The sequence below is a fragment of the Janthinobacterium sp. LPB2021202312-11-4 genome (genome assembly GCF_037049705.1).
Classification (GTDB): domain Bacteria; phylum Pseudomonadota; class Gammaproteobacteria; order Pseudomonadales; family Pseudomonadaceae; genus Aquipseudomonas.
The window spans coordinates 131,344-147,155 of the sequence record NZ_JBAGKV010000005.1; the positions used below are offsets into that span (position 1 = coordinate 131,344).

General features: G+C 60.9%; 14 protein-coding genes. 4 read left to right on the forward strand and 10 right to left on the reverse strand.

Going from position 1 to position 15,812, the window contains the following annotated elements; all coding sequences use genetic code 11:
* Nucleotides 1-90 precede the first annotated feature (90 nt).
* From V5E99_RS07535 to V5E99_RS07555, 5 genes are read right to left on the reverse strand one after another with little or no spacing between them, the layout of a single operon-like run.
* Nucleotides 91-1,089, reverse strand: a complete 999-nt coding sequence (locus V5E99_RS07535; protein WP_499801880.1) for an AAA family ATPase — start codon at nucleotides 1,087-1,089, stop codon at nucleotides 91-93.
* Nucleotides 1,086-2,249: a DUF4350 domain-containing protein gene (locus V5E99_RS07540; protein ID WP_499801881.1), complete on the reverse strand. Its 1,164-nt coding sequence runs from the start codon at nucleotides 2,247-2,249 to the stop codon at nucleotides 1,086-1,088. The genes V5E99_RS07535 and V5E99_RS07540 overlap by 4 nt, the downstream gene beginning before the upstream one ends.
* Nucleotides 2,246-3,796, reverse strand: a complete 1,551-nt coding sequence (locus V5E99_RS07545; protein ID WP_499801882.1) for a DUF4129 domain-containing protein — start codon at nucleotides 3,794-3,796, stop codon at nucleotides 2,246-2,248. The genes V5E99_RS07540 and V5E99_RS07545 overlap by 4 nt, the downstream gene beginning before the upstream one ends.
* A complete protein-coding gene (locus V5E99_RS07550) occupies nucleotides 3,783-4,760 on the reverse strand; it encodes a stage II sporulation protein M (RefSeq protein WP_499801883.1) in 978 nt (325 codons plus the stop codon). The genes V5E99_RS07545 and V5E99_RS07550 overlap by 14 nt, the downstream gene beginning before the upstream one ends.
* The gene (locus V5E99_RS07555; protein WP_499801884.1) at nucleotides 4,757-5,482 is read right to left on the reverse strand and encodes an RDD family protein; all 726 of its coding nucleotides are present in this window, start codon (nucleotides 5,480-5,482) and stop codon (nucleotides 4,757-4,759) included. The genes V5E99_RS07550 and V5E99_RS07555 overlap by 4 nt, the downstream gene beginning before the upstream one ends.
* A gap of 186 nt (nucleotides 5,483-5,668) precedes the next feature.
* On the opposite strand from V5E99_RS07555, the gene sbcB reads away from it, so the two are divergent.
* On the forward strand, nucleotides 5,669-7,099 hold the full coding sequence (gene sbcB, locus V5E99_RS07560; protein WP_499801885.1) for an exodeoxyribonuclease I: 1,431 nt from the start codon (nucleotides 5,669-5,671) through the stop codon (nucleotides 7,097-7,099).
* Nucleotides 7,100-7,199: 100 nt separating this feature from the next.
* Here sbcB and mvaT read toward each other — a convergent pair whose 3' ends face one another.
* The gene (mvaT, locus tag V5E99_RS07565; protein ID WP_007945872.1) at nucleotides 7,200-7,577 is read right to left on the reverse strand and encodes a histone-like nucleoid-structuring protein MvaT; all 378 of its coding nucleotides are present in this window, start codon (nucleotides 7,575-7,577) and stop codon (nucleotides 7,200-7,202) included.
* A gap of 338 nt (nucleotides 7,578-7,915) precedes the next feature.
* Here mvaT and purU point away from each other — a divergent pair, with 338 nt between their 5' ends.
* Together purU and V5E99_RS07575 are read left to right on the forward strand one after the other, a co-directional pair.
* A complete protein-coding gene (gene purU, locus V5E99_RS07570; RefSeq protein ID WP_499801886.1) occupies nucleotides 7,916-8,764 on the forward strand; it encodes a formyltetrahydrofolate deformylase in 849 nt (282 codons plus the stop codon).
* Between the two features lie 81 nt (nucleotides 8,765-8,845).
* Nucleotides 8,846-9,055, forward strand: coding sequence for a hypothetical protein (locus tag V5E99_RS07575; RefSeq protein ID WP_499801887.1), 210 nt, complete (start codon nucleotides 8,846-8,848; stop codon nucleotides 9,053-9,055).
* Nucleotides 9,056-9,102: 47 nt separating this feature from the next.
* On the opposite strand, the gene gpgF is transcribed toward V5E99_RS07575, so the two are convergent.
* The 4 genes from gpgF to V5E99_RS07595 form a co-directional block, all read right to left on the reverse strand.
* Nucleotides 9,103-10,098, reverse strand: a complete 996-nt coding sequence (gene gpgF / locus V5E99_RS07580) for a glucosaminyl phosphatidylglycerol flippase (RefSeq protein ID WP_499801888.1) — start codon at nucleotides 10,096-10,098, stop codon at nucleotides 9,103-9,105.
* On the reverse strand, nucleotides 10,095-10,856 hold the full coding sequence (gene gpgD, locus V5E99_RS07585; protein ID WP_499801889.1) for an N-acetylglucosaminyl phosphatidylglycerol deacetylase: 762 nt from the start codon (nucleotides 10,854-10,856) through the stop codon (nucleotides 10,095-10,097). The genes gpgF and gpgD overlap by 4 nt, the downstream gene beginning before the upstream one ends.
* A 4-nt stretch (nucleotides 10,857-10,860) precedes the next feature.
* Nucleotides 10,861-11,982 carry an N-acetylglucosaminyl phosphatidylglycerol synthase gene (gene gpgS, locus V5E99_RS07590; RefSeq protein WP_499801890.1) on the reverse strand — a complete coding sequence of 374 codons (1,122 nt, stop codon included), beginning with the start codon at nucleotides 11,980-11,982 and terminating at the stop codon, nucleotides 10,861-10,863.
* Between the two features lie 190 nt (nucleotides 11,983-12,172).
* Nucleotides 12,173-14,062, reverse strand: a complete 1,890-nt coding sequence (locus V5E99_RS07595) for a methyl-accepting chemotaxis protein (protein ID WP_499801891.1) — start codon at nucleotides 14,060-14,062, stop codon at nucleotides 12,173-12,175.
* Between the two features lie 186 nt (nucleotides 14,063-14,248).
* On the opposite strand from V5E99_RS07595, the gene V5E99_RS07600 reads away from it, so the two are divergent.
* Nucleotides 14,249-15,736 (forward strand): helicase HerA-like domain-containing protein, encoded by a 1,488-nt coding sequence (locus tag V5E99_RS07600; protein WP_499801892.1) that lies wholly within the window; start codon nucleotides 14,249-14,251, stop codon nucleotides 15,734-15,736.
* Nucleotides 15,737-15,812: the final 76 nt, after the last annotated feature.

Sequence of the window (15,812 nt, forward strand, 5' to 3'; positions counted from 1 at the left end):
GGGTATTTAGAAGATCGCAGCCTTCGGCAGCTCCTACAGGGGCGTGCGATCGATGTAGGAGCTGCCGAAGGCTGCGATCTTTCAAGACGTTCAAACCCTCGGTGCCACAACTTGATCCAGCATCTGGCCGAGCACCTGATCGATATCCAGCCCTTCAATGTCCAGCTCGGGTGCCATCCGCACCCGGTGACGCAACACCGCCAGGGCGCAGCCCTTGATGTCATCCGGAATCACAAATTCGCCGCCGCGCAACAACGCCCGCGCCCGCGCGCAACGCACCAGGGCGATGGACGCCCGTGGCCCGGCGCCAAGGCTCAGGCCGGGCCAGGTGCGGGTGGCACGGGCCAGGCGGATGGCGTAGTCGAGCACCTGTTCATCCAGCGGCAGATCGCTGGCGATGCGTTGCAGCGCCAGCACATCCTTGGCTTGCAACACGGTGCGCAGCGGTTGCACGTCGAGCATGTCGGCGCGGGTCGAGCGGGTGACCTGGCGCACCATGTCCAGCTCTTGCTCGGCGTCGGGATAGTCCATGCGCACCTTGAGCATGAAGCGATCCAGCTCGGCTTCCGGCAGCGGGTAAGTGCCTTCCTGTTCGATCGGGTTTTGCGTGGCCAGCACCATGAACGGCTGGGCAATCGGCAGCGCCCGGCCTTCGAGGGTGACCTGGCGTTCCTGCATGGCTTCGAGCAGCGCGGCCTGGGTCTTGGCCGGAGCGCGGTTGATCTCGTCGGCCAGCAACAGGTTGGTGAACAGCGGGCCCTTGCGCAGTTTGAACTGCTCGGTTTGCAGGTCGTACACCGCGTGCCCGGTGACGTCGCTGGGCATCAGGTCCGGGGTGAACTGGATGCGTGCGAACTCGCCACCGAAGCAACGGGCCAGGGCGCGCACCAGCAACGTTTTGCCCAGCCCCGGCACGCCTTCGAGCAACACATGGCCGCCGGCGATCAGCGCGGTGAGCACATCATCGATCACGCTGTTCTGGCCGATCACGGCTTTCTGCAATTCGTTGCGCACCGCCTGAGCCAATTGACTGGCGCGCTGGCGTTGCTGGGCGGCGTGCTGTTGCGCGTCCGGCTGGATCTCACTCATAAGGCATTCCTCAAGGTTTGCAGGTGGGCGACCTGACGGCTGAATTCAGCGCTCGACAGCCGCTGTTTCGGGCGGGGGCTCAGGGCCTGGCTGATGGCGCGGGTGGGTTGCCGGGTCAGGCGCGCAAGCACCAGCCATTGTTCGGCAACCGCCAATTGTTCGAAACCGGGATGGCGGCGGCGGGCGCGGCGCAGGATGTCTTGCTGCAAGGCCAGCAGCAGATTGTTTTGGCCGTTGCGCCGCAGCATGAAATCGGCGCTGGCGCGCAAGTGTTCCTGAAGTTGTCGGCGCGCCCTCGGCACGGGTTCCAGCAGCGGGCCGTGGCGCACGCCGGCGTGCCAGCCACCGAGAATGATCAGCGCGGCGAGGGCCACCAGTGCCTGGGGAAAGTAGCGCAGCAGCAAGGTCAGCAGCGAATCGTGATCGGTGTTGTACAGCAGCGTCACATTGGTGTCGGCGTTCAAGTACCAGAGCAGCCAGGCGTTGTCGTATTTTTCGATGGCCGGGGTTTTCCACAGGTCAGCGTCGGTAACCACGGTGATCGAACCGGCCCCGTAGGCCAGTTGCATCATGTGTGTGCCCTTGCCGCTGTTGGCCCAGGCCCGGGCGAGGTTTTTCGGGTCGTCCAGATGGAATGCCGTGTCGAAACTGAAGTACGCCGGCGCATCCTCGTCTTCGAGGTAGAGCTTGGTCAGGTCTGGATATGGATCGTCGGCCGGGTCGGGCGGCGGGTCCTTGAGGTCTTTGCTCAAGGATTGATGCAACTGCACCCGATCGAGCAGCAGGTCATTGCTCTGGCCGGTCTTTTCATCCCACAGCGACTCGGCGACGAACAGCAAGCGGCCACCGGCCCGGGTCCAGTTCAGGACCTGATCGATCTGGCGCGGGGTCATGTTCGAACGATCCCCCAACAGCAACAGGCTGTGTTGACGCGGGTCGATGCCGGGCAGCACGTCGAGGCTGTTGGCGTGGGTGACGGTAACGGCGTTTTTGCGCAGGAACTGTTCGGCGGCGAGGTAAGGATTGGCCTTGGCTTCGGGCGAGGCGCCGTGATCGACAATCTCCTGGTAGGGCGTGGCTTTGAGATATAGAAAAACGCACAGCGCGGCCAACAACACAGCAAACAGCGCGCCGAGCGCCTGCCACCCGCGCCGGTTCAACGGGCGGCTCCCGGGTTGAACAGCGCTCGCCAGCCGTCGCAGAGTTCCTGTTGCAGCGCCGCCGGGGGCAAGCGATGCCCGTAGGCCATGTTCTGCCAGTGTCGGGTCAGGTTTTGGCTGAAGGCGAGCAAGGCTGGTTGTTGCAGTTGCCCGACCCGCGTCAGTACCTGGCCTTCGGTGTCGGCGTCTTTGAGGGGCAGATTGAAGTCGTGCAGCAAGCGGCTGAGCAAGGCCCGATAAAGCAGCCCGAGGGCTTCACGCGGGTTGGTTTGCCAGAGGATTTCGGCGGTGGCCGCGACATCGGCGGGCAAGGTTTCCTGGTGGACATCCAACCCGAACAGTTGCTTGGGCACCGGGCGCTGGATCTTGCTCCGCAGTGCCGGTCGGCGGCTGACAAACGCCTGAAGCCATTCGCGGTAACGCCAGATCAACAACGCAAGCCCCCCGATCAGCGCGCCCCACAACAGCACTTCCACTAACGTGGCCAATGCGCCGAAGCGTTGACTATCCAGTGCTCGAAGCAAGGCCTTCAACCATTCGGGCGCGTTGGCATCACCATCACCCGCGTTTTGCGGGGCCGGTTTTTCTTCGCCAAAACGGTAGCGGGTGATGCTTTCCTTGTTCTTGAACGGCGGCTGTTCGAGGATTGCCTTGATGCTGTCCCGTGACGCCTGGCTGGTCAGCGGCTGGTCGAGCAGGCGCGGGGTGTCCGGTGTCATGACCGGCTCTGCGGCCCAGACACTTTGTGTCGTCGGCATCAGCAGGATCACCACCAACAGCAGGGCAACCGCCGCACTGCTCAGGCGTTGGCGCATGCGCCGGAATACCAACTCGATGTCCCAGGCCTCCAGCACCGTGCGCCGGTTCAAATAAAGGCTGAAGCCGCAGGCCACGTAGATCGGTTCCCACAGCACCAGCACCAAGGCGTAAAAGGCGTTGGTCAGGTGTTCCAGCCAGCGCCAGTCATGATCGGCGGCAGCGATGAGGGTCTGCCAGTCCCAGTCGAGCTCGATCTGTTGTGGCAGCAGCAGGTAGAACAACACCATCAAGCCGATCCACAGGGCGGTTTCCAGGTGCACGCCGATGATCGTCAGCCATTGCCCGGCACCGGCATTGCGTTGCAGCAAAACACGCAGGCGTTGTTGGCGCGCTGTCCCGCCCAGGCCTTCGAGTTGCACCACCGGCATCACAAAACTGCGGCTCAGACTCAGGCGCCGCCAGGTCAGGCTTGCCAGCAATTGCGGCTTGAGCAGGCTGGGCCATTGGCGCAGGGCTTGTTTGAGCGTTGGGGTTTCACCGAACAGGGATTTGGACAGGATGTACAGCGGCAGCCGCTCGAACGCCGGTTTCAGCCACCAGAAAATAAACACCGCCAGCGACGGCGAGTCCCACAACAGCAGACTCAGCAGGGCGAACACCGGCAAGGTCACGATGGCCCAACTGGTCATCAGCAAGCGTCGGTGCCGTTGACTCAGCAACACGCCCAGGTCCATGGCTTCCCAGGTGCTGCGCGGGCGAATCACCACCGTGGCGTCACTCAGGCGCATGGCGAGTCCGTCCGGCCAACAGCAGATACGCCGCCACCAACAACCAGAGCCCGGCGCCGACCAGGTATTTGGTCATGGGCGCGGGCGCGGTCATGGACGACCAGTAGGCTTCGATAAACGCCGCCATCAGCAGAAACAGCATCACCCCGCAAATCAGCAGCACGCTTTTACGCGCCGCAAGGCGCAAGGCCTCGCCCCGGCGCAGGCGCCCCGGTGCAATCAGCGCCCAGCCCAATTGCAGGCCGGCGGCACCGGACAGAACGATGGCGCTCAGTTCGAACGCGCCGTGGCCAATCACGAAGGACCAGAAGGTTTGCCCATAACCGATGTGCGTAAGGTGCCCGGCCACCGCACCGATGGTGAGGCCGTTGAAGACCAGGAAAAACGCGCTGCCCAACCCAAACAGCACACCGCTGGCGAAGGTCTGAAAGGCGATGCCGATGTTGTGCATGATGTAGTAGCCGAACATCACCCAGTCTTCGCTGGCTGCACGTTCGGCCGAGCGACCGAGGTGCCCGGCGACCGGGTCGTACATGCTTTGCATCTCGCTGACCTGCTCGGCCGGGATCAGGTTGTAGATCAGGTCCGGGAACAGGTACACCAGCAGACCCATGCCGATCAGGCTGCCGAAAAACATCAGGCCGGCGACGAGTACGAAGCGCCATTGCTCGCGCACCAGGCGCGGGAAGTCGGCGAGGATGAACGCCAGTGCATTGGCCCCCAAGCGGCTGCGATGCCGATAAAACTGTTGATGCCCGCGCAGCACTTGATGCTGCAACGAGTCCACCAGGAAGCTGCTGTAGCCGCGCTCCCGGGCCATGGCCAGGTGTTGGCAGAGCCGGCGATAGTCTTTCGGAAAACTGGCGATGCGTGAGGCGTCCTTGCCCTGCTCCAACCGGTCGAGGACGAAGGCGAACTGCTCCCATTCGGCCTTGTGGCGACTTTCGAAAAGGCTTTGCTTCATGCGGGGCCCAACAAGCCGCGGGCGATGCCGTTGAGTTCGGCCACCGCCCGTGGCGTCGGCACCTGCAACGGCTGGGCGAGGATGCTCGCCAGTTCGTTGGCCCGTGCTTCGGAGAGTTCACCCTGACGCTCGGCAAAACCCAGGATGGCGCGCTGCTCGGTCAGTGTCAGGGCGAAGGCCGGGCGCCGGGGCGTTGCTTCGGGCAGGTCGGGGCGGGGGAGCGGTTGTTCGCTATAGATCACCAGCGTACCGGCGGCCAGATCGCCGAGGCGCTTGAAGGTCGGATGTTGCAGGCAACTGATGGCGCCCAGAAAGTAGCCGAACGGCAACAGGTCGACAAAACGCAGCAGGTTGCGCAGCAGCGAGGCCGCCCAGCCGACGGGCGTGCCGTCGTCCTGGACCACGCGCAAACCCATCCACTGCTTGCCGGGCGAGCGCCCCTGATTGAGCACCTCGAACAGCACCATGTACCACCAACTGACCGCGAACAGCAGGATCGAGCCCAGCCCGGCGCCGAGTTTGCCGAGAAATGCCAGCACGGTGAACAACACGCCGAGGATCAACCCGCGCAAGCCCAGGTCGATGCAGAACGCCAGCGCACGGACCGGCAACCCGGCCGGGCGCAGTGGCAAGTCGATGCCTTCGGGCGTTTCGACTTGATACCGCGTATCCAGTGGCGGGGGCAGCGTCGCTTTCCTTGGCAGTGCTGTGGTCTCGAGCATGGGCAACCTGAATGATGGGGCCGGATCGGGATTCAATGTCCGTCCGATGCTAGCAGCCTCTCGGGGGGAAACGACATAACTATGTATTGCACGATGCGAAGCCGCAGGTGATTGAATGACAGATTGACTGGCCGCAGCGACTTGTCTGCGCCTAGACTTCGTCGGTCTTCAGTTCAGGAACAGCCCGTGACCTCCATCTTCTGGTACGACTATGAAACCACTGGCATCAACCCCCGTTGCGACCGCCCGTTGCAAGTGGCCGGGATTCGCACCGACTTCGAGCTCAATGAAATAGACGAACCGGTCAATCTGTATTGCCAGCCCAGCGACGACATCCTGCCGCATCCGGCGGCGTGCGCGATCACCGGCATCACCCCGCGCCAATTGGCCGAACAAGGCTTGAGCGAAGCCGATTTCATGACCCGGGTGCATGCCCAACTCGCAGCGCCCGGCACCTGCGGGGCCGGTTACAACACCTTGCGTTTCGACGACGAGATGACCCGTTACAGCCTGTATCGAAATTTCTTCGACCCCTATGCCCGCGAGTGGCAGGGCGGCAACAGTCGTTGGGACCTGATCGATGTGGTGCGCGCCGCTTATGCCCTGCGCCCCGATGGCCTGGCCTGGCCTACCGACGATGAAGGGCGGGTGACGCTTAAGCTGGATCGCCTGACGGTCGCTAACAACATCGATCACGGCAATGCCCACGAGGCCTTGTCGGACGTTCGCGCCACCATCGCCCTGGCCCGTTTGATTCGCGAGAAACAGCCGAAGTTGTATGACTGGCTGTTTCAGTTGCGCAGTAAGCAAAAGGTGATGGATCAGGTTCGGTTGTTGCAGCCGATGGTGCACATCTCCGGGCGTTTTTCCGCGGCCCGTCACTTCGTCGGCGTGGTGCTGCCGCTGGCCTGGCACCCGCGCAACAAGAACGCGTTGATCGTTTGTGATCTGCACCTGGCCCCCCAGGGCTTGCTCGATCTGGACGCCGAGACCTTGCGTCAGCGCCTGTACACCCGGCGCGATGATCTGGCCGAAGGCGAACTGCCGGTGCCGCTCAAACTCATCCACATCAATAAGTGCCCGGTGGTGGCGCCGTTGTCGGTACTTCGCCCTGAAGATCAGCAACGCCTGGGCCTGGACATGGCGCTTTATCAGGCGCGAGCGCTGCGGCTAAGTGACGCACAACAAGTTTGGCGCGATAAAGTCACGGCGATTTATGCCAACGAAGATTTCGCCCCGAGCCTGGACCCGGAGCAACAGTTATACGATGGCTTTATCGGTGATCGGGACCGGCGTTTATGTGAGCAAGTCCGGGCGGCGGACCCTGCGCAATTAGCGCAACAACAATGGCCGTTCGATGATGAACGTTTACCGGAATTATTGTTTCGATATCGCGCACGCAACTTCCCCGACACCTTGAATTTTGAAGAGCAAGAACGCTGGCGAATATTCTGTCAGCAACGTTTGTTGGTACCGGAGTACGGGGCGCCAAATACCCTCGAAACTTTTACAGAGGCAGCGGCCCAATGGGCGACTAGTGCTACATCGATTCAGCGGGAGGTGCTGAATGAGTGGCAAAATTATGTCTTGGAATTACGCAATCGTTTGAGTCTTTGAATTCGAAAATCAGCCAGCCTGAATGCCAGGCATAAAAAAACGCCAGCATTTGCTGGCGTTCTTTTTGCGTCACAGAATCTGTCTGCGACGAGCGTGCGGCTTAGCCCAGCAGGGTAGCCCAGCCTTCAACCACATCACCGCCCCACTTGGCTTTCCACTCTTTCAGAGTCTTGTGGTTGCCACCTTTGGTTTCGATGACTTCGCCGTTGTGCGGGTTTTTGTATTGTTTAACTTTGCGAGCACGCTTGGTGCCAGTAGTTTTTACTGCGCCGCCGCGTGGTGCTTTGGATTTGGACTCTGGATCCAATAGCGCAATGATGTCACGCAGGGATTTGGAATATTCGCCCATCAGGGTGCGCAGTTTGCCTTCGAATTCCAGCTCGGTTTGCAGTTTGTCGTCTTGGGACAGGTTCTTCAAACGGGCTTGCAGCTCTTTGATAGCTTCTTCGGTGGCGCGGTATTCGTTGATCAAGGACATGAGGACTACCTTATGTAGGACGCGGGATGGCAGGGGACAGTGCGGCAATAATAGTCAGGGTGTTTCATCAAGTAAACATTTAACCGGAGTTTATTTAATTTAGTTGCGGCGAGCCGGTCACAAATTTCGATGTATTGTTAAATAGTGTCGGGCTAATGCTCACACATATTCACAACTGAGCGCTTGAAGAGGGGCAACATGAACTCCATCGCGCGGGACGCGGCACTGCCAGAATCGCTGTCGCCCGGCAGTGTGCGGCGCAAGGCGTGATCAATACTGCAGTTTTGCCGCGCAATCGCTAGAATGGCGGCCTTTGCGAAGTTCTGGAGTTTCCCCTCATGCGCACTTTTCGGCTGGTGATTGCTTGCCCGGACCGCGTCGGCATCGTTGCTAAAGTCAGTAACTTTCTGGCGTCACATAACGGCTGGATCACTGAAGCGAGCCACCACTCGGACAATCTCAGTGGCTGGTTCTTCATGCGTCACGAGATTCGTGCCGATTCGCTGCCTTTTGGTATTGAAGCTTTTCGTGAGGCGTTTGCGCCGATCGCCGAAGAGTTCTCGATGAACTGGCGCATCACCGATACCGCCCAGAAGAAACGCGTGGTGTTGATGGCCAGCCGTGAGTCTCATTGCCTGGCCGACTTGCTGCACCGCTGGCACAGCGATGAACTCGATTGCGAAATCTCCTGTGTGATTTCCAACCATGATGACTTGCGCAGCATGGTTGAGTGGCACGGCATTCCGTACTACCACGTCCCGGTCAATCCGCAGGACAAAGAACCGGCGTTCGCCGAAGTCTCGCGCCTGGTCAAACAGCACGCTGCAGAAGTGGTGGTACTTGCCCGTTATATGCAGATCCTGCCGCCGGAGTTGTGCAGCGAATATGCGCACAAGGTCATTAACATTCACCACAGCTTCCTGCCGTCGTTCGTCGGTGCCAAGCCGTATCACCAGGCTTCCCTGCGTGGCGTGAAGTTGATCGGCGCCACTTGCCACTATGTCACCGAAGAACTGGACGCCGGTCCGATCATCGAGCAGGACGTGGTGCGCGTCAGCCACAGCGACAGCATCGAAGACATGGTGCGTTTCGGTCGCGACGTCGAGAAGATGGTGCTGGCCCGTGGTCTGCGCTATCACCTGGAAGATCGAGTGTTGGTACACGGCAATAAAACCGTCGTGTTCTAAAACACCGCGGTTGAAATTCGAAGGGCCTGGGCGTTCAATCGCTTCAGGCCCTTCGCCGTTTCTGCACTGAGGATATTGACCATGGCCGATCCACTGGACAAAGCCACTTCCAGGGCGCCCGCAACATTAGGCGAGGGTTGTTTGAGTCGTTATGACCCGCAAGACATGAGCCCGGAGGATGGGACGGAGTTTCCGGGGGCTGCCGAGTTGTGGGAAGAGTTGAAGCCCGCGCCTGACGATGAAGAGATAAAAACGCTGAAAAGATCACAGCCTTCGGCAGTTCCTACATGAATCACATTCCCCCGTAGGAGCTGCCGAAGGCTGCGATCTTTTGCTGTTCAGGCCTGTTTAAACTTCAGCAACTTCTTAATCAGCGGCCTGCCAAGCATCATTAAAAACACCGGCCCACCCACCACCAGATAAAAGTAATAAGTCACCGCCCGCCAGATCAAAATCGCCGCCGCTGCGGTGGATTTCCCTACCATGGGCGCCAACAACGCCGCCGAGGTCAATTCCGCCGCCCCGGCACCGCCCGGCAACAGACTGAACTGCCCCGCGCTCAGCGAGAGCATCTGGATCAGAAAGCTCCAGGCCCACTGCAAATCCGCCCCGAGCCCGCGTAACGCCAGATACAACACGCTGTAGCGCAGTACCCAATGCACACAGGTCAGGGCAAATACTTTAATCAGTGTCTGAGCCGGTAACTTCAGCGTGTCGGTAAACGCCGCCAGAAAGTGCAGGAGTTTTCGCGCCCAGCGCAGGCGCGTGGTGGCTTTGACATTCAGCCTGGCGAGCAAGCGCCCGCTCAGGCGAATCAGCAAACGGTGATAGCGGGCCACCACCACACAACTGACCAAACCGCCGAACATCGACACCGCACTGACCGTCAGCAGCCATTCCATGCGTTGGCTGAGGTGCTGGAACAGCGCATAAATCAGAATCCCGCTCAGGGCACAAAGGAAAAACAGCAGGTCGCTCAACTGATCCATGGCAAACACCGCGCTGCCCCGAGCCGGACGCACGCCGTTGCGCGCCAGCAGGGCCATGATGGTCAGCGGTCCGCCACTGCCGCCGGGCGTGGCGCAGTAGGCGAACTCGGCGGCCATCACCACCCCGAGGCTTTTGACGGGGCTGACCTTGCCGAGTTGATCGCCCAGCAACAGGCGCAGGCGCATCGTGTTCACCACCCAGCAGAGCAGGATCATGCCGAACATGATCAGCAACACACTCAGCGGAAAGTTTTGCAAACGCGACCAGGTTTCGTTGCCGCCCAGCACCAGCGGGATCAATACCGCCGCGAGCAGGGCGAGAAACAGCAGAATCCCCCGACTCATGCGGCGTGGCCCATGCGCTTATTTTGCAGTGTCAGCCAACCGGCCTTGGTCATCGGTACACGTCCCTCGTTGAGTAAGCGTTCAAGTGTTTGCAGCCAGTAGTTACGTGAAAACCCATGCTGCATGTCCACCGGGTGCAGGCCGAGGCGAATCACCGGCGCCTGTCGCCAGCGCTGTTCCCGTTGATCGCTGAGCACTTTCGACAGCCCTCGGCGCCAGGCACTGCGGGCACTCCAGACCAGGCCCGGCGCCTCGATCGGGCAAAAGTCCGGCAGACGATACAGATGTTGCGGGTCGCTGGTGTAACTCAATGGCAACTGACGCAAGGCCTGGCGCGTCCCTTCGCTCATCAGCCAGGCAGGGGCGACAAAACCCGCCAGTGGCCAGCGGTAACGATGAAACATTTCAATCCCGGCCTGCAAGCGGGCGAGGGCCGCCTCACGGGACAAACGGTAGAACTCGGCTTCATGGGTATAGACGCGCCGCATGAACCAGTCCCGTGGCGTGGTGGGCGTCGGGCTGTCATCGCAATGAAAGTAGCCATGCAGCGCCAATTCGTCACCGAGGGCGAGACGGTTGCCGAGCAGGCGGCGAAATTCCGGGTGGGCTTCGAGGGCATTACGTTTGTGGAAATCGGGGACCACCAGCCAGGTCATGGGCACCCCGCCCATGGCGTCGACGGTTTCGACGAACGGTCGATAATCGGCCCAAGTGTTCGGCGCCACGTCGTGCAGGACCAGTAACAGGTGGGGTTTCATCGGCTCAACCATTCGCGGTCAGCGGCCAATGGTTGCCGAGCACGGCCCGATAGTGGCCGAGCAGGCTATTGACCACCGCGTCCCAGGCGTAATGCCGTTCGACATGACTGCGCGCCTGTTTGCCCAGCACGGTGCTGCCGAGACTGAACAACTCGCGCACCGCGTTGGCCATCGCCAGCGGATTGTCGGGTAGGCAAAGCACGCCGCATTGCGGGGTAACAATTTCCTTGAAGGCGCCGGCCGCCACGGCCACCACCGGGATACCACTGGCCATGGCCTCAAGGATCACCAGGCCGAAGGTTTCCTGATCACCGGCATGCAGCAGCGCATCAGCACTGGCCATCAGGCGTGCGACTTGCGACGCCGGGCAGAACTCGTCGATCACGGTCACGTTGTCTGGCACCACGGCCGGCATTGAGGAGCCCACCAGTAACAAATGGTAATGAGCTCCCAGTCGCTTCATGCAGCCGAGCAGCACCGGCAGGTTTTTCTCCTTGGAACCGCGCCCGGCGAAGATCAGCAGCCGGGTGTCTTCAGCAATGCCCAATTCGGCCCGCAGTTCCGGGTCGCGGGCGCTGGGGTGAAAGGTCTGCAAATCGACGCCGAGGGGTTGCACGAACACATTGCGCACCCCCAGCCCGATCAGTTTGTCCGCCATGACCTGGCTCGGCGCGAGCACCCGGTCGAAGTTGCTGTAGAGCCTGCTGACATACGCCTCGACATTGGTGGTCACCCAGTGGCCCATACGGTTGCTGACCAGCAGCGGCAGGTCCGAGTGATAAAAACCGATCACCGGCACATCCAGTTGCCGCCGGGCATCCAGCGCCGCCCACGCGGTGAGGTAAGGATCGCCGACCTCGATCAGGTCGGGCTGCAAATCCTGCAAGACATTGCGCCATGGCGCCAGTCGGAGGGGGAAACGATAACCCTTGCCGAAGGGCAGTGCCGGGGCGGGAACCGTGAACACTCCGTCCCGTTCGCTCAGGTGTTTGCCTGGGATCAGCAAGCTGTGACGAATGCCCGGTTTGACACTCAGGCGACGGTGCTTGGCATCCAGATAAGTGCGCACGCCACCGCTGGCCGGGGCGTAGAACATGGTTATGTCCGCGATATGCACGATGAACATCCCTCCCGGTCGGTGGCACTCCCTTGGTTGACCTTTATGAAGGATAGATGTTCGGTTGCGGTTGTGGGGCGGGGTGTCAGCGAGCGATGGGGGGGGCGAGGTCGCCTTCGCGGGCAAGCCTCGCTCCTACAGGTGATCGCATAACCCTGTAGGAGCGAGGCTTGCCCGCGAAGGGGCCCGAGAGAACGGCTTAGATACGGAAACTGCCGACCAACTGCTTCAACCGCGCCGCCTGCTGCTCCAGATCCGAGCACGCACGCAACGTCGATTGCAGGTTTTCCACGCCTTCCTGGTTCAGCGTGTTGATTTCGGTAATGTCGACGTTGATCGACTCCACCACCGCCGTCTGTTCCTCAGTCGCCGTGGCCACCGACTGGTTCATCCCGTCGATCTCGCCAATGCGCAAGGTCACGCTGTTCAGGCGTTCGCCGGCCAGGTTGGCGATTTCCACGCTGTCCTGGCTGTGGCGCTGACTCTCGCTCATGGTGCTCACGGATTCCCGGGCGCCGACTTGCAGCTCCTCGATCATGGTCTGCACCTGTTGCGCCGATTCCTGAGTGCGGTGCGCCAGGTTGCGAACTTCGTCGGCCACCACCGCAAACCCACGCCCGGCTTCACCGGCACGCGCCGCTTCAATCGCGGCGTTGAGCGCCAGCAGGTTGGTTTGCTGGGAAATGCTGGTGATCACTTCGAGAATCTGCCCGATGTTCACGGTCTTGCTGTTCAGCGACTCGATATTGGTGCTCGAGGCGCTGAGCATGGTCGACAGTTGATTCATCGCCTTGATGCTGCGATCCACCACTTGCTGGCCATCTTCGGCCAGGCTGCGGGCATCGCTGGCCTGGTTCGACGCTTGCGCGGCGTTGCGGGCGATTTCCTGGGCGGCGGCGCCGAGCTGATTGATCGCGGCGGCCACGCTGTTGGTGCGCGAGGCTTGCTGGTCGGAGTTGAACATCGACGAGTTCGAAGCCGCGACCACACGCAAGGCCACTTCGTTGACCTGGCCGGTGGCCGAGGACACTTCGCGGATCGAGGTATGAATCCGCTCCACGAAGCGGTTGAACGCGGTGCCGAGGATGCCGAATTCGTCCTGGTTCTGGATGGTCAGGCGTTTGGTCAGGTCGCCTTCACCGTCGGCGATGTCTTCCATGGCGCGGGTCATGACGTGCAACGGCTGGATCAGGATGCGGATCAGCATGCCGAGCAGGGCGATGATAATGGCCACGGCGATGAGGGTCGCGATGATCGCCGAGGTGCGGAACTCACTGAGCATGGAGAAGGCTTTGTCCTTGTCCACGGAGAGGCCGATGTACCAGTTGACCGACGACAGCCCTTTGATCGGGGTGAAGGTCACGATGCGGGTTTTGCCATCCACCTGGATTTCGCTCGGTTGAGTGCCGATCGCCGGGGTGTCCTGCGGGTAGACATCTTTCAGGGTTTTCATCACCAGCGCTTTATCCGGGTGAACCAGGATCTTGCCGTCGGCGCTGACCAGGAAGGCATAACCCATGCCGTCGAAGTCCAGGGCGTTGAGGCTGTCCGCGATCACTTGCAGGCTCAAATCGCCGCCGACCACGCCGATGTCCTGACCGTCCTTGATGACGCGGTTCACGATGGAGATCACCAATTGACCGGTGGCCATATCGATGTAGGGTTCAGTCAGCGCCGAGCCGCTGGAGCCTTGCGCCGTTTTGTACCACGGGCGAACGCGAGGATCGTAGCCGTCGGGCATCTTGCTGTTCGGGCGAATCGTGAAGGAGCCATCCTTGTTACCCAGGAATGCGCCCATAAAGGTCGAACTCACAGACTTTTGTTCAAGCAGGGTGCCCACGTTGCCGGTTTCCGGGTTCAGCGCAACGGTTTGTGACAGGTTTTCGATCAACAGGCTGCGACCGGCCAGCCAGGTTTGAATGTTTTTGGCCGTCGCATTGCCCATTTCTTGTAGGTAGTTGTTCAGATCACGGCGAATCGCATTGCGCTGTAAATAGTCGTTGTACAGCGTGAACGAGGCAAAAGCGGCAATGACGATCAGGGCGGCGGCAAGCAGGATTTTATGGCTGAAGCGCAGATTGTTGTTCATGGCTTGGGGGTCCGCTAAGGTCTTTATGTCCAGGGCGTGCTTTTATAAAGACGCGCAAAAAGTGCAGGGGTGAAAGTAAGCTGATATTCCGTCTCTCCTTAGGGAATTACCGACGCTCTTTTCAGTCTGGTCTCTCGCCTCTATTTATCGGCCGTGAAGGATCAAAGATTAACCATGGGTGACAAAATGCCTGACTCATCGCAACTCGTTATCGGCGCCGACCTCGCGGGGCAGCCAATCGCCCAGGCCATGCGCCTGGCGAACCGTCACGGTCTGGTCGCGGGCGCTACCGGTACCGGCAAGACCGTCACCTTGCAACGTCTGGCCGAAGCGTTCAGCGATGCCGGCGTGGCGGTGTTCGCCGCTGACATCAAAGGTGACCTGTGTGGGCTGGGCGCGGCCGGCAATCCTCAGGGCAAAGTCGCCGAGCGAATTGCCGGGATGCCGTGGCTCAATTACAAGCCGCAGGCCTATCCGGTGACGCTGTGGGACATTCACGGCGAGTCCGGTCATCCATTGCGCACCACCCTGAGTGAAATGGGCCCGCTGCTGATCGGCGCGCTGCTGGAACTGACCGACAGCCAACAGTCGGCGCTGTACGCCGCGTTCAAAGTCGCGGACCGCGAAGGCCTGTTGCTGCTGGACCTCAAGGACCTCAAGGCGCTGCTCAACCACTTGCGCGACAACCCACAGTTGCTGGGTGAAGACGCGGCACTGATGACCACCGGTTCCAGTCAGGCGCTGCTACGGCGCTTGGCTACTCTGGAACAGCAGGGCGCCGAAGCCTTGTTTGGCGAGCCGGCGCTGCAACTTGAAGACATCCTGCAACCGGCCGCCGATGGGCGTGGGCGCATTCATTTGCTCGATGCCAGTCGTCTGGTGCACGAAGCGCCGAAGGTCTACGCGACGTTCCTGCTGTGGTTGCTGGCGGAGCTGTTCGAGCAACTGCCGGAGCGTGGCGACGCCGACAAACCGCTGTTGGCGCTGTTTTTCGACGAAGCACATTTGTTGTTCGCCGACACGCCCAAAGCGTTGCAGGATCGGCTGGAGCAAGTGGTGCGTTTGATTCGCTCCAAAGGCGTCGGGGTGTATTTCGTCACTCAGTCGCCGGGGGATTTGCCTGACGATGTGCTGGCGCAACTCGGTTTGCGTGTTCAGCACGGTCTGCGGGCGTTTACCGCCAAAGAACAGAAATCCCTGCGGGCAGTGGCGGAAGGCTTCCGGCCGAACCCGGCGTTCGACGCCTTGTCGGTGTTGACCGAACTGGGGATCGGCGAGGCACTGGTCGGCACCTTGCAGGATAAAGGCACACCGGAAATGGTCCAGCGGGTCTTGGTCGCGCCGCCGCAATCGCGGATCGGGCCGTTGACCGAAACCGAGCGCACGATGCTGATCGCCGGGTCGCCGTTCAAAGGGCGCTACGACAAACCGATCGACCGCGAGTCGGCGTATGAAGTGTTGATGGGGCGCAAGGGCCTGGCGCCTGAGGCTGAGGTGGCGGCGGGTAAACCGGCACCCGAGGAGCCGAGTTTCACCGATAAAGCCGGGGAGTTCCTTGGGACGGCGGCGGGGCAGGCGCTTAAATCGGCGATGCGACAGGCGGCGAATCAGTTGGGCCGACAGTTGGTGCGCGGGTTGATGGGCTCACTGCTCGGTGGCAGCAAACGCCGATAAAAGCAAAAGATCGCAGCCTTCGGCAGCTCCTGCGGGGTGTACGCCATTAAATGTAGGAGCTGCCGAAGGCTGCGAT

What these genes read in the sequence shown, in the direction of transcription:
- V5E99_RS07535 (WP_499801880.1), bottom strand. Translation starts at nt 1,089, where the DNA reads ATGAGTGAGATCCAGCCGGACGCGCAACAGCACGCCGCCCAGCAACGC.
- V5E99_RS07545 (WP_499801882.1), bottom strand. Translation starts at nt 3,796, where the DNA reads ATGCGCCTGAGTGACGCCACGGTGGTGATTCGCCCGCGCAGCACCTGG.
- V5E99_RS07550 (WP_499801883.1), bottom strand. Translation starts at nt 4,760, where the DNA reads ATGAAGCAAAGCCTTTTCGAAAGTCGCCACAAGGCCGAATGGGAGCAG.
- V5E99_RS07555 (WP_499801884.1), bottom strand. Translation starts at nt 5,482, where the DNA reads ATGCTCGAGACCACAGCACTGCCAAGGAAAGCGACGCTGCCCCCGCCA.
- mvaT (WP_007945872.1), bottom strand. Translation starts at nt 7,577, where the DNA reads ATGTCCTTGATCAACGAATACCGCGCCACCGAAGAAGCTATCAAAGAG.
- purU (WP_499801886.1), top strand. Translation starts at nt 7,916, where the DNA reads ATGCGCACTTTTCGGCTGGTGATTGCTTGCCCGGACCGCGTCGGCATC.
- V5E99_RS07575 (WP_499801887.1), top strand. Translation starts at nt 8,846, where the DNA reads ATGGCCGATCCACTGGACAAAGCCACTTCCAGGGCGCCCGCAACATTA.
- gpgF (WP_499801888.1), bottom strand. Translation starts at nt 10,098, where the DNA reads ATGAGTCGGGGGATTCTGCTGTTTCTCGCCCTGCTCGCGGCGGTATTG.
- gpgD (WP_499801889.1), bottom strand. Translation starts at nt 10,856, where the DNA reads ATGAAACCCCACCTGTTACTGGTCCTGCACGACGTGGCGCCGAACACT.
- gpgS (WP_499801890.1), bottom strand. Translation starts at nt 11,982, where the DNA reads ATGTTCATCGTGCATATCGCGGACATAACCATGTTCTACGCCCCGGCC.
- V5E99_RS07595 (WP_499801891.1), bottom strand. Translation starts at nt 14,062, where the DNA reads ATGAACAACAATCTGCGCTTCAGCCATAAAATCCTGCTTGCCGCCGCC.
- V5E99_RS07600 (WP_499801892.1), top strand. Translation starts at nt 14,249, where the DNA reads ATGCCTGACTCATCGCAACTCGTTATCGGCGCCGACCTCGCGGGGCAG.